Here is a 13,927-nt window from a genome sequence, read left to right as displayed (position 1 = left end):
AATGGCGGGGAGTGAAGGGATAATGTTTAGTATGCTCTGGAACCTGTTGGCGTTTTTGGTGGCGCTCGGTGTATTAGTCACCGTCCACGAGTTCGGGCATTTTTGGGTTGCCCGCCGATGTGGTGTGCGTGTAGAACGCTTCTGTATCGGATTTGGCCGTGCCCTGTGGTGCCGCACTGACCGTCAGGGTACGGAGTATGTTATCGCTCTTATCCCGTTGGGTGGCTATGTGAAGATGCTGGATGAGCGGGTGGAGGCAGTTGCGCCTGCACGCCGCCATCAGGCTTTCAACAATAAACCCATCTGGCAGCGCGCAGCGATCGTCAGCGCTGGTCCCATCGCCAACTTCTTATTTGCTATTCTGGCTTATTGGCTGGTGTTCATCATCGGTGTTCCTGCCTTCCGTCCAGTCGTCGGTGAAATCTCGCCGCAGTCCATCGCCGCAAAGGCCGAAATTTCGCCCGGAATGGAACTTAAGTCGGTTGATGGTATCGAAACGCCTGATTGGGAATCCGTTCGTCTGGCGTTAGTGGCGAAGATTGGTGACAGGCAAACTGAGGTGGGTATGGCACCGTTCGGTTCTTCGCAACAGGTGATCAAGACTTTGGATCTGCGCCAGTGGAACTTTGAACCAGATCAACAGGATCCCGTGGTGGCGCTGGGTATTATTCCACGCGGCCCACAGATAGAATCAGTGCTTGCCGAAGTGCAGCCGGATTCAGCGGCGCAAAAGGCAGGGTTACACGTAGGAGATAGGATCGTCAAAATCGATGATCAACGGCTGGATGGTTGGCAAACGTTGGTTAAGCGAATTCACGATAGCCCAGGCAAGCCGCTGGCTTTGGAGATCGAAAGAAACGGCCTCCCCTTGTTTTTGACGCTGATACCAGATACAAAAGCGATGGAAAAAGGCAAATCGGTAGGGTTTGCTGGCATCATTCCGAAAGTGCTGCCTCTGTCGGAAGAGTATAAGACGATTCATCAATATGGATGGCTCCCTGCGCTGTATCAGGCCAGTGACAAAACTTGGTATCTGATGCGGCTTACGGTCAGCATGCTGGGTAAATTGATAATCGGTGACGTAAAGCTGAGTAACCTGAGTGGCCCGATTTCAATTGCGCAGGGAGCAGGGGCGTCAGCCGGGAGCGGATTGGTGTATTATCTGATGTTCCTGGCGTTAATTAGTGTCAACCTAGGGATCATCAATCTGTTCCCTTTACCGGTGTTAGATGGTGGGCATCTCCTCTTCCTAGCGATAGAAAAGTTGAAGGGGAGGCCGGTTTCTGAGCGAGTACAGGATTACAGCTACCGCATGGGTTCGATCATGCTGGTATTGCTGATGGGTCTTGCACTTTTCAATGATTTTTCTCGCCTTTAGGGGCGGGGATAGGTTAGGAAGAACGCATAACAACGATGGCGATGAAAAAGTTGCTCATAGCGTCGCTGCTGTTTAGCAGCGCCACCGTATACGGTGCAGACGGGTTCGTAGTGAAGGACATTCATTTCGAAGGGCTGCAACGGGTCGCTGTCGGTGCGGCGTTGCTTAACATGCCGGTTCGCGTAGGCGATATCATCACTGACGATGATATCGGTAATACCATCCGTGCTTTGTTTGCCACCGGCAATTTCGAAGACGTTCGCGTGCTACGCGATGGTAATACGCTGATTGTTCAAGTTAAGGAACGTCCTACCATCGCCAGCATTACTTTCTCCGGCAACAAGTCGGTAAAAGATGATATGCTCAAGCAGAACCTGGAAGCCTCTGGCGTTCGGGTTGGCGAGGCCCTTGACCGCACCACGATTTCCAGCATTGAAAAAGGGTTGGAAGATTTCTACTACAGCGTCGGTAAATACAGTGCATCGGTGAAAGCCGTAGTGACACCGCTGCCGCGCAACCGTGTCGATCTGAAATTGGTTTTCACGGAAGGGGTCTCTGCCAAGATCCAACAAATCAACATCGTTGGTAACCATGCTTTCACCAATGATGAACTGATCTCACGTTTCCAACTGCGTGACGAAGTGCCGTGGTGGAACTTGGTCGGCGATCGCAAATATCAGAAACAGAAACTGTCGGGCGATCTCGAAAATCTGCGCAGCTTCTATCTAGATCGCGGTTACGCGCGCTTCAACATCGATTCTACCCAAGTTAGTTTGACGCCAGATAAAAAAGGCATCTACATCACCATCAACATGACTGAAGGCGAACAGTACAAACTGTCTGAGGTGGTAGTGAATGGCAACTTGGCGGGGCATTCGCAGGAAGCTGCCCAGTTAACTAAAATTGAACCGGGCGAACTGTATAACGGTGGTAAAGTGACCAACATGGAAGACAACATCAAGACGATGTTGGGCCGTTACGGTTACGCCTACCCGCGTGTCGCCACCCAGCCAGAAATTAACGACCAGGATAAAACCGTCAAACTCCATGTAAATGTTGATGCGGGCAACCGCTTCTACGTGCGTCGTATTAAGTTTGAAGGTAACGACACCAGTAAAGATTCCGTATTGCGCCGTGAAATGCGTCAGATGGAAGGAGCTTGGTTGGGCAACGTTCAGGTCGAACAGGGTAAAGAGCGCCTGAATCGTCTGGGTTATTTCGAGACGGTTGATGTGGAAACCCAGCGTGTGCCGAGTAGCACCGATCAGGTTGACGTCATCTACAAAGTGAAAGAACGTAACACCGGTAGTTTCAACTTCGGCATTGGCTATGGCACAGAAAGCGGTGTCAGCTTCAAAATGGGCATGCAGCAGGACAATTGGCTGGGTACCGGTTATTCCGTCGGCATCAATGGATCTAAGAACAATTACCAGACTTACACTGAACTGTCGGTCACTGACCCGTACTTCACTATGGATGGCGTGAGCTTGGGTGGTCGGGTTTTCTACAACAACTTTAAAGCGGATAACGCCGATCTTTCTGATTATACCAATAAGAGTTATGGGGTTGATGGCACCCTGGGTTTCCCGATCAACGAAAACAACTCGTTGCGTAGCGGTTTGGGCTATGTGCATAACGGTCTGTCGAACATGCAGCCTCAAATCGCCATGTGGCGCTACTTGAAGTCAGTGGGGATGGAGCCGAACACTGTCGATCGCGCCAGCTACTCAGCCGACGACTTTACCTTAAATCTGGGCTGGACTCACAATGATCTAGATCGCGGCTACTTCCCGACTTCGGGTAACCGCACCACGTTGAACGGCAAGGTCACCATTCCTGGCTCGGATAACAAATACTACAAAGTAACCTTGGATAGCGTGCAGTACGTGCCTATCAACAATGATCACACCTGGGTGTTGTTGGGGCGTGGCCGTCTGGGTTACGCCGATGGTCTGGGCGGCAAGGAAACACCGTTCTATGAGAATTTCTATGCCGGCGGTTCGAGCACCTTGCGCGGCTTCCAGTCCAACACCATTGGCCCGAAGGCGGTATACTATAATTCCCACTCGCATAGCTGTGCCGACAAGACAAAGATTTGTAATTCAGATGATGCCGTAGGCGGTAATGCCATGGCGGTCGCCAGCCTGGAATTGATTACCCCAACACCATTTATTAGTGAGAAATACGCCAAATCGGTGCGTACCTCTCTGTTCTTGGATACGGGTACGGTGTGGGATACCAAATGGCAGAATACCGCTGATACTCTCAAGTACGATGTGCCTGATTACAACAAGGTAAGCAATATTCGTGCTTCTTTCGGTGTCGCGTTGCAATGGATGTCACCGCTGGGGCCGTTGGTGTTCTCCTATGCTAAACCGCTAAAAAAACACGATGGCGACAAGTCTGAACAGTTCCAGTTTAACATTGGCAAAACCTGGTAAAGGGTTTCGCCTCAGGCCAAAAAAGAAGTTATACCCTAAATAATTCGAGTTGCAGGAGACAGCAACGCAGTGACAAATCGGTCGGGAACCGATTTAAACAGTGCTTGTGCTGGGCCGCAGGCTGAACCTCAGGAATGAGGTTCATTATTCACAGGCGTTTACACCAGTCAGTGACTGGGGTGAGCGAGGAAGGCTAACGCACAGGCAACGCGAAGTATGATAAGTATTTCAAGAATCGCAAATGCCAGGCATCCGTGAGCGGAGAGTTGCATCTCATTGTGTTTAGCAGGATAAGTCTGGCAGATTGTGTACTTCGGTGTCATATGACACAAATGGGTAGATGGTAAGGAGTCTATAGTGAAAAAGTGGTTGTGTGCCGCAGGCCTCGGTTTAGCAATGGCTGCTTCAGCGGGTGTTCAGGCAGCAGATAAAATCGCTGTCGTTAACGTCTCCAGCATTTTCCAACAGTTGCCAGCACGTGAGACCGTGGCTAAACAACTGGAAAATGAGTTTAAAGGCCGTGCGGGCGAACTCCAGAACATGGAGCATAGCCTTCAGACCAAAATGCAGCGTCTACAGCGGGATGGTGCTACTATGAAAGCCAGCGATCGCAGCAAGTTGGAAAAAGAAGTGATGACGCAGCGTGAGCAGTTCTCTCGGAAAGCACAGGCTTTCGAGCAGGATAACCGCCGCCGTCAGATGGAAGAACGTAACAAAATCCTTAGCCGTATTCAAGATGCGGTGAAATCTGTTGCCAGCAAAGAGGGCTATGACGTAGTGATCGACGCTAATGCCGTTGCCTACGTAAGTTCTTCTAAAGACATCACGGCTGACGTGCTGAAACAGGTTAAATAACAACATGTTTTCAATTCGACTGGCTGATTTAGCGCAGCAGTTGAATGCACAATTGCACGGTGATGGCGAACTCGTCATCATCGGCATTGCTTCAATGCATTCGGCACAGGCTGGCCAAATCACGTTTTTGTCAAACAGTCGCTATCAAGAGCAACTGGCCTCCTGCCAGGCGAGCGCTGTGGTGCTCACCGAGGCAGATTTACCCCACTGCCGTTCTGCGGCGCTGGTGGTTAAAAACCCTTACCTAACTTATGCGTACATGGCGCAGTTGATGGATACCACCCCACTTCCCGCACAGGAAATCGCGCCAAGCGCGGTGATTTCGCCTACAGCAACGCTGGGGCAGCATGTCGCCATTGGGGCGAATACGGTGATCGAACCAGGTGCAGTACTTGGCGATCACGTGGTCATCGGCCCAGGCTGCTTTATCGGCAAATGTGCACGTATCGGCGCGGGTACGCGTCTATGGGCTAACGTCACTATTTATCACGAGGTCGAGATCGGCCAGCATTGTTTGATCCAGTCCGGTACAGTGATCGGTGCTGATGGCTTTGGCTATGCCAACGAACACGGTAACTGGATCAAGATCCCGCAGTTGGGTACGGTGATTATTGGTGATCGTGTAGAGATTGGCGCTTGCACCACCATTGACCGAGGCGCGTTGGATAACACCCTGATTGGGAACGGTGTTATCATCGACAACCAATGCCAGATTGCACACAATGTGGTGATTGGCGACAATACTGCCGTTGCTGGCGGTGTGATCATGGCAGGCAGCTTGAAAATCGGCCGTTATTGCCAGATCGGCGGTGCCAGCGTGCTCAATGGTCACATGGCGATTGCTGATAAGGTAGTGGTCACCGGAATGGGAATGGTCATGCGACCTATCACTGAACCTGGGGTATACTCATCGGGCATTCCGTTACAACCCAACAAGGTGTGGCGTAAAACTGCTGCATTGGTGATGAATATCGATGAGATTAGCAAGCGCTTGAAAGCTGTCGAACGAAAAGTTGGAAAAGACGATACCTGATAAATGGTACGCTGCATTATGGCGGTAACTGAGCGACAAATCAGTCATAAAGCGGTTTGAATAGCGCAGGTGGAGCCTCAGAAAAGGCTCATAATCCCCTGGAGCATAGACTGCTATGTGACTGAGGTGAGCGAAGGCAGCTAACAAAAATGCAGTTTGTCAGATGAAGGGTCTAATCACCTACTCGCCCACCCTGCTGAGTACTAAACGAAGCGCGTTGGTCATGAGACCAAAAGTGTAAAGAGTTACTAATTTGCGGCCTGTACGATGATCTCTTCTGGGGTCAGCGCAGGCCGTGTTGTTAATGTCATCAGTTTTAAAGACAGGAAGAGTATTTTGATTACTGACACTCATACTCTGGATATTGCAGAAATTTTGGAATTGCTTCCTCACCGTTACCCGTTCTTACTGGTTGATCGCGTCCTCGATTTTGAGGAGCACAAGTTCCTCCGTGCGGTGAAGAACGTATCTGTGAATGAGCCGTTTTTCCAAGGACATTTCCCTGGAAAACCGATTTTCCCAGGTGTATTGATTTTGGAAGCCATGGCACAAGCCACCGGCATCTTGGCGTTTAAAAGCGTCGGTAAACTGGAGCCGGGCGAGCTGTACTATTTCGCCGGTATTGACGAAGCTCGCTTCAAGCGTCCGGTAGTGCCTGGCGATCAGATGATCATGGAAGTCACCTTTGAGAAAACCCGCCGTGGTTTGACGCGTTTTAAAGGCGTGGCGATGGTTGATGGTAAAATTGTCTGCGAAGCAACCATGATGTGTGCCCGCAGCCGGGAGGCTTAATCCGTGATTGACGAAACTGCCTTTATCCACCCCAGTGCGATAGTCGAGGAAGGCGCTGTTATTGGTGCCGGTGCATATATTGGTGCCTTCTGCTATGTCGGCTCTCAGGTGGAAATCGGCATTGGCACGGTACTGAAATCTCATGTTGTGGTGAACGGCATAACCAAAATTGGCCGCGATAACCAGATCTATCAGTTCGCCTCCATTGGTGAAGTGAATCAAGATTTGAAATACGCAGGTGAGCCAACGCGCGTTGAAGTGGGTGACCGCAATCGCATCCGCGAAAGCGTCACCATCCATCGCGGTACTGCGCAGGGAACTGGCCTGACTAAAGTAGGTAATGACAACCTGCTGATGGTTAACGTGCACATTGCACATGATTGTGTGGTCGGTAACGCCTGTGTGCTGGCTAACAACGCCACGTTGGCGGGGCATGTGGAGGTCGATGACTATGCCATTATCGGCGGTATGACGGCGATCCATCAATTCTGCATTATTGGCGCGCATGTGATGGTGGGGGGATGCTCCGGCGTTGCTCAGGATGTGCCTCCTTTCGTCATCGCCCAGGGTAACCATGCTACGCCGATCGGTGTTAACGCTATTGGCCTGAAACGCCGAGGTTTTGATAAGGATGAGATGCAGACGATCCGTAACGCTTACAAGATCCTTTATCGCCGTGAGAAAACGCTGGATCAAGCGAAGGCAGAAATCGAAGCTCTGGCTAAAGAGCAGCCAGTGGTACAGCAACTCCTCGATTTTTTCACCCGTTCAACCCGTGGTATCATTCGCTGACCTATGCCAAAGCGCCCACTGACCATTGGATTAGTCGTCGGAGAAACCTCCGGTGATATTCTCGGCACCGGATTAATCCGCGCGCTCAAGGCACGGGTACCCAACGCGCGTTTTGTTGGCGTCGCTGGCCCACTGATGCAGGCCGAAGGCTGTGAAGCCTGGTACGAAATGGAAGAACTGGCGGTAATGGGTGTGGTGGAAGTGCTGGAGTGTTTGCCACGCCTACTCAAGCTCCGCAAGGATTTGACCCGCCGCTTCAGCGACCTAAAGCCGGATGTGTTTGTCGGCATCGATGCGCCGGACTTCAACATCACGCTGGAAGGCCGTCTTAAGCAGCGCGGCATTCGCACTATCCACTATGTCAGCCCATCGGTCTGGGCTTGGCGTCAGAAGCGAGTTTTCAAAATTGGCAAAGCCACCGATTTGGTGCTGGCCTTTCTCCCTTTCGAAAAAGCGTTTTATGACCGTTTCAACGTTCCGTGCCGGTTTATCGGCCACACCATGGCGGATGCTATGCCACTACAGCCGGATCGATTGGCAGCGCGTGTTGCGTTGGGTATTGACCCACAGGTGCGTTGTCTGGCGCTGTTGCCCGGCAGCCGCAGCGCAGAAGTTGAGATGCTGAGCGCTGATTTCCTGAAAACCGCGCAACGGTTGCGTAGCCATTATCCAGATTTGGAAGTGGTGGTGCCGTTGGTCAATGCCAAGCGGCGCGAGCAGTTCGAACGCATCAAGGCCGAGGTGGCTCCGGAGCTGACTGTACATCTGCTGAACGGGCAGGGGCGCGAAGCGATGATAGCCAGCAACGCGGCGTTGTTGGCATCGGGCACTGCTGCGCTGGAGTGCATGTTGGCCAAGTGTCCGATGGTGGTGGGTTACCGCATGAAGTCGTTTACCTTTTGGCTGGCGCAACGGCTGGTGAAGACTCCTTATGTATCACTACCCAACCTGTTGGCGGGACGAGAAATTGTTACCGAGCTACTGCAAGATGATTGCGTGCCGGACAAGCTAGCAGCGGCGTTGATGCCGTTGCTGGAAGACAGCTCGCAGAGTGAAAAACTGAAGCAGACCTTCCTGAGCTTGCACCAAAGTATCCGCTGTGGTGCCGATGAACAGGCCGCTCAGGCGGTGTTGGAACGGGCGTTAGCATGATTAAACCTTTTATCTATCCCGCTGCACTGCTGATTGCCGGTGTAGATGAGGTGGGTCGTGGCCCGCTGGTTGGTGCCGTGGTGACCGCTGCGGTGATCCTCGATCCGGCGCAGCCGATCGTCGGCTTGGCGGACTCGAAAAAGCTCAGTGAAAAGCGCCGCCTGGCACTGTATGAGGAAATTATCGCCAAGGCATTGTCCTGGAGCCTGGGGCGTGCTGAGCCGGAAGAGATTGACCGGTTGAATATTCTGCACGCCACTATGCTGGCGATGCAGAGGGCGGTTGCTGGGTTGCCTATTGTACCGGATATGGTGCTGATCGACGGTAACCGCTGCCCAACGTTACCGATGCGCTCGCAGGCGGTGGTGAAGGGCGACAGCCGCGTGGCGGAAATCAGCGCGGCGTCGATTCTTGCTAAGGTCACACGCGATCGAGAAATGATTGAGTTAGATCGTGTGTTCCCTGGCTACGGCTTCGCGCAGCATAAGGGCTACCCGACCGCCTTCCATCTGGAGCAACTGGCTGTGCTGGGAGCGACCGAACACCACCGCCGCAGTTTTGCCCCGGTGAGAAGGGTGCTGGAGCTATAAGCTGCAATGCGTAAGCGTTAACCTTGGCTCGGTATGCCGAGCCACTTCATTCAGGTATCTGGATATGGCCGAACCCCGTTTCATTCACTTGCGTGTTCACAGTGACTACTCGATGATTGATGGATTAGCCAAGATTGGGCCTTTGGTGAAGAGAGCTGCTGCCTTAGCCATGCCTGCTTTGGCAATCACCGACTTTACCAACTTGTGCGGTCTGGTGAAGTTCTACGGTAGTGCGCATGGGGTGGGGATTAAACCGATCATCGGCGCGGATCTCCATGTGCAAAGCGACGTGCTGGGCGATGAGTTGGCGCAGCTCACGGTATTGGCCACCAACAGCGCAGGCTACCAGAATTTGACACTGCTGATTTCCCGCGCCTATCAGCGTGGCTACGGTGCTGCTGGGCCGATTATCGATCGCGACTGGCTGATCGAACACCGTGAAGGGCTGCTGCTGCTGTCAGGCGCGCGGCACGGCGACGTCGGCAAATTCCTGCTGCGCGGCAACCAGCCGCAGGTTGAGCAGTGTCTGGATTTCTACCAGCAGTATTTCCCTGATTGTTACTACCTGGAACTGATCCGCACCGGCCGTCCAGACGAAGAAAACTATCTGCACGCTGCTGTAGCGTTAGCCACTGAGCGTGGTTTGCCGGTGGTGGCCACCAATGACGTGCGTTTTCTGGAAGAAGACGACTTCGATGCCCATGAAATTCGTGTAGCCATCCACGAAGGCTTTACGCTGGATGATCCCAAGCGCCCGCGCAACTACAGCCCACAGCAATATATGCGCAGTGAAGACGACATGTGCGAGCTGTTCGCCGATATCCCGGAAGCGCTGCTTAACAGTGTCGAGATCGCCAAACGTTGTAACGTGACCATTCGCTTGGGTGAATATTTTCTGCCGCAGTTCCCGACTGGCGATATGACCACCGAAGATTTTCTGGTGCTCAAGTCAAAGGAAGGGCTTGAAGAGCGCCTCACGTTCCTGTTCCCCGATCCTGAAGTGCGCGCCCAGCGTCGCCCGGAATATGACGAGCGTCTGGAGGTTGAGTTGAAAGTGATCAACCAGATGGGATTTCCTGGTTACTTTTTGATCGTCATGGAGTTCATCCAGTGGTCGAAGGACAACCACGTCCCGGTAGGGCCAGGACGTGGTTCTGGTGCTGGTTCACTGGTGGCCTATGCGCTGAAAATCACCGACCTTGATCCGCTGGAATTTGACCTACTGTTCGAACGTTTCCTCAACCCGGAACGCGTTTCGATGCCAGACTTTGACGTCGATTTTTGCATGGAAAAGCGCGATCTGGTGATCGATCATGTGTCGGAGATGTATGGCCGTGAAGCAGTATCGCAGATTATCACTTTTGGCACCATGGCGGCGAAAGCGGTGATCCGCGATGTGGGCCGCGTGCTGGGTCATCCGTATGGCTTCGTTGATCGCATTGCCAAATTGGTGCCGCCTGATCCGGGCATGACGCTGGAGAAGGCGTTTGCCGCCGAACCGCAACTACCTGAAATTTATGAAGCTGATGAAGAAGTCAAAGCGCTGATCGACATGGCGCGCAAGCTGGAAGGGGTGACGCGCAACGCCGGCAAACACGCTGGCGGCGTGGTGATCGCACCGACCAAAATCACCGACTTTGCGCCGCTTTACTGCGATGCCGAAGGCCACCACCCGGTGACCCAGTTTGACAAAAACGACGTAGAATATGCCGGGCTGGTGAAGTTTGACTTCCTTGGCCTGCGTACTTTGAGCATCATCGACTGGGCGCTGGAGATGATCAACGCACGGCGTGCCAAGAGCGGTGAGCCGCCGATCGACATCGCTGCCATCCCGCTGAATGATAAGAAAAGCTTTGACATGTTGCAGCGCTCGGAAACCACTGCGGTGTTCCAGCTTGAATCGCGCGGCATGAAAGACCTGATTAAACGCCTGAAACCCGACTGTTTCGAAGACATGATCGCATTGGTGGCACTGTTCCGCCCTGGTCCGCTGCAATCGGGTATGGTGGATAACTTCATTGACCGTAAACACGGGCGTGAAGAGATCTCCTACCCGGATATCCAGTGGCAGCATGAGTCGCTCAAGCCAGTGTTGGAACCGACCTACGGTATCATTCTGTATCAAGAACAAGTGATGCAGATAGCTCAGGTACTGGCTGGTTATACACTGGGTGGCGCGGACATGCTGCGCCGTGCGATGGGTAAGAAGAACCCGGTCGAAATGGCCAAGCAGCGTGGTGGTTTTGAAGATGGTGCGAAATTACGTGGCATCGACGGTGAACTATCGGTCAAGATTTTCGATCTGGTGGAGAAATTCGCCGGTTACGGTTTCAATAAATCTCACTCTGCCGCCTACGCATTGGTGTCTTACCAAACGCTATGGCTGAAAGCACACTATCCGGCCGAGTTTATGGCGGCGGTAATGACCGCCGATATGGACAATACCGACAAGGTGGTGGGGTTGGTGGATGAATGTTGGCGTATGGGGCTGAAGATCCTGCCGCCGGACATCAACAGCGGGCAGTACCGTTTCCACGTCAACAGTGAGGGTGAAATCGTCTATGGCATTGGCGCGATTAAAGGTGTGGGTGAGGGGCCGATCGAGGCTATTATTGAAGCGCGTAACAGTGGTGAGCAGGGCTACTTTAAAGATTTGTTTGATCTTTGCGCACGTTCCGACATTAAGAAGCTGAACCGTCGCATTCTGGAAAAGTTGATCATGTCTGGGGCGTTCGATCGCTTGGGGCCGCACCGTGCTGCGCTGATGAACTCATTAGGCGATGCGTTGAAGGCAGCCGATCAGCATGCCAAAGCCGAAGCCATCGGCCAGGTAGACATGTTTGGTGTGCTGTCGGAAGCACCAGAGCAAGTGGAGCAATCCTACGCCAACGTGCCCCGCTGGCAGGAGCAGGTGGTGCTGGACGGTGAGCGGGAGACGCTGGGGCTATACCTCACCGGCCACCCGATCACCCAGTATCTGAAGGAAATCGAACGCTATGCCGGTGGTCAGCGTTTGAAAGACATGCATCCGACGGATCGGGGCAAGATGACTACCGCTGTTGGTCTGGTGGTTGCCGCGCGAGTGATGGTCACCAAGCGCGGTAACCGCATCGGTATTTGTACGTTGGATGACCGCTCAGGCCGTCTGGAGGTAATGCTATTCACCGAGGCGCTAGAAAAATACCAGCATTTGCTGGAAAAAGACCGTATCCTGATCGCCACTGGGCAGGTTAGCTTTGATGACTTTAGCGGCGGGCTTAAAATGATGGCTCGCGAGGTAATGGACATCAGTGAAGCTCGTGAAAAATACGCGCGTGGGCTTGCTATCTCGCTGACGGACAGGCAAATTGATGACCAGCTTTTGAACCGTCTCCGCCAGTCGTTGGAACCCCATCGATCGGGGACGATCCCAGTGCACCTCTACTATCAGCGGGAAGATGCTCAGGCCAGGCTGCGTTTTGGCGCAACCTGGCGCGTGACGCCCACTGACCGCTTGTTGATAGATTTGCGGACTTTGCTAGGCAATGAGCAGGTGGAACTGGAATTTGACTAAAATAGGAATGTTATGAGTCTGAATTTTCTTGATTTTGAACAGCCGATTGCAGAGCTGGAAGCGAAAATTGACTCGCTGACAGCCGTCAGCCGTCAAGACGAAAAATTAGATATTAATCTGGACGAAGAGGTTCAACGCCTGCGTGAAAAGAGCGTTGAACTGACGCGTAAGATTTTTGCCAATCTTGGTGCTTGGCAGATCGCCCAACTGGCACGCCACCCGCGCCGTCCTTATACCCTGGATTATATCAAACACATCTTTAGCGACTTCGAAGAGTTGGCAGGCGACCGCGCCTATGCTGATGATAAAGCGATCGTTGGTGGCATTGCGCGCCTGGATGGCCGCCCGGTGATGATTATTGGTCATCAGAAAGGTCGCGAAACCAAAGAGAAAATCCGCCGTAATTTCGGCATGCCGGCACCCGAAGGCTACCGTAAGGCGCTGCGTCTGATGGAAATGGCTTCCCGCTTCAAGCTGCCGATCATTACCTTTATCGACACACCGGGCGCTTATCCGGGGGTGGGGGCGGAGGAGCGCGGACAGTCTGAAGCTATCGCGCGCAACCTGCGTGAGATGTCGCGTTTGAATGTACCGGTGATCTGCACGGTGATCGGTGAAGGCGGTTCCGGCGGCGCGCTGGCGATCGGTGTGGGCGATAAAGTGAATATGTTGCAATACAGCACCTACTCGGTGATCTCGCCGGAAGGTTGCGCATCGATCCTGTGGAAGAGCGCCGACAAGGCACCATTGGCCGCAGAAGCAATGGGTATCACTGCAGCGCGTCTAAAAAAGCTGAAGCTAATCGACTCGGTGATCCCCGAACCGCTAGGTTCCGCTCACCGCGACGTGCCGGCGATGGCTGCCGCGTTGAAAGCACAGTTGTTGGTTGACCTGAAAGATCTCGATGGTCTGAGCAACGAAGAACTGCTGAGCCGTCGCTACCAGCGTCTGATGAGTTACGGCTACTGCTGAGTTTATTCTAGGGCGGCGTTTTGATCGGATGCGCTGCGCTAAGCCACCCTTGAGCTTGTTGCTGGTGTACGTGGTACATCTGCAACAGGCACTTAGGGCCTATCCCATTAGGCTATTTTATTTGCCATTTTGGCCCTGGGCAGTGCTCACGTAGTTCATGTAAACTCCGGTTATTCCGTGCTGTCCTTGTACAAACTGGCTGCAACAATGTACGCCTACTGGGGTAGGCGCTTAGCCAACGATGAGCAGGGCAAAGCGTTTTGACATGGAAGGATGTTGGCACTATGTCAGGTGTGTCCTGCTTCCATTATTGGCTAGGAATACACAGCCAGCATGTTTACGGTGATATCCTGGCTTCAGTGGGAGTGA

At 53.0% G+C, this 13,927-nt stretch carries 10 protein-coding genes; all 10 read left to right on the top strand.

Annotation, left to right across the window (positions count from 1 at the left end; genetic code table 11):
* Positions 1-22 precede the first annotated feature (22 nt).
* Positions 23-1,378, top strand: coding sequence for a sigma E protease regulator RseP (gene rseP, locus SYMBAF_RS11700; protein ID WP_040266733.1), 1,356 nt, complete (start codon positions 23-25; stop codon positions 1,376-1,378).
* Positions 1,379-1,413: 35 nt separating this feature from the next.
* Positions 1,414-3,819 carry an outer membrane protein assembly factor BamA gene (bamA, locus tag SYMBAF_RS11695; RefSeq protein WP_040266730.1) on the top strand — a complete coding sequence of 802 codons (2,406 nt, stop codon included), beginning with the start codon at positions 1,414-1,416 and terminating at the stop codon, positions 3,817-3,819.
* Between the two features lie 357 nt (positions 3,820-4,176).
* Entirely contained in the window at positions 4,177-4,674 is a 498-nt protein-coding gene (gene skp, locus SYMBAF_RS11690) for a molecular chaperone Skp (protein ID WP_006709217.1), read from the top strand.
* Positions 4,675-4,678: 4 nt separating this feature from the next.
* Positions 4,679-5,707 carry a UDP-3-O-(3-hydroxymyristoyl)glucosamine N-acyltransferase gene (gene lpxD, locus SYMBAF_RS11685; RefSeq protein WP_040266728.1) on the top strand — a complete coding sequence of 343 codons (1,029 nt, stop codon included), beginning with the start codon at positions 4,679-4,681 and terminating at the stop codon, positions 5,705-5,707.
* A gap of 336 nt (positions 5,708-6,043) precedes the next feature.
* Positions 6,044-6,499, top strand: coding sequence for a 3-hydroxyacyl-ACP dehydratase FabZ (gene fabZ / locus SYMBAF_RS11680; RefSeq protein WP_149590969.1), 456 nt, complete (start codon positions 6,044-6,046; stop codon positions 6,497-6,499).
* A gap of 3 nt (positions 6,500-6,502) precedes the next feature.
* Positions 6,503-7,291, top strand: a complete 789-nt coding sequence (gene lpxA, locus SYMBAF_RS11675; RefSeq protein WP_006709220.1) for an acyl-ACP--UDP-N-acetylglucosamine O-acyltransferase — start codon at positions 6,503-6,505, stop codon at positions 7,289-7,291.
* Between the two features lie 3 nt (positions 7,292-7,294).
* Positions 7,295-8,443, top strand: a complete 1,149-nt coding sequence (gene lpxB, locus SYMBAF_RS11670) for a lipid-A-disaccharide synthase (protein ID WP_040266726.1) — start codon at positions 7,295-7,297, stop codon at positions 8,441-8,443.
* Positions 8,440-9,033: a ribonuclease HII gene (rnhB, locus tag SYMBAF_RS11665; protein ID WP_006709222.1), complete on the top strand. Its 594-nt coding sequence runs from the start codon at positions 8,440-8,442 to the stop codon at positions 9,031-9,033. Before lpxB ends, rnhB begins: the two co-directional genes overlap by 4 nt.
* Before the next feature lie 64 nt (positions 9,034-9,097).
* Complete coding sequence (dnaE, locus tag SYMBAF_RS11660; protein WP_040266724.1) at positions 9,098-12,586, top strand: DNA polymerase III subunit alpha; 3,489 nt, start codon at positions 9,098-9,100, stop codon at positions 12,584-12,586.
* A gap of 12 nt (positions 12,587-12,598) precedes the next feature.
* Positions 12,599-13,558: an acetyl-CoA carboxylase carboxyl transferase subunit alpha gene (accA, locus tag SYMBAF_RS11655; RefSeq protein ID WP_006709224.1), complete on the top strand. Its 960-nt coding sequence runs from the start codon at positions 12,599-12,601 to the stop codon at positions 13,556-13,558.
* Positions 13,559-13,927: the final 369 nt, after the last annotated feature.

Origin of the sequence: Serratia symbiotica (assembly GCF_000821185.2) — a bacterium.
In the GTDB taxonomy this organism is placed as follows: domain Bacteria; phylum Pseudomonadota; class Gammaproteobacteria; order Enterobacterales; family Enterobacteriaceae; genus Serratia; species Serratia symbiotica.
The sequence above is the reverse complement of the archived record's forward strand: the minus strand, read 5'-3'. Positions and strand labels throughout refer to the sequence as shown.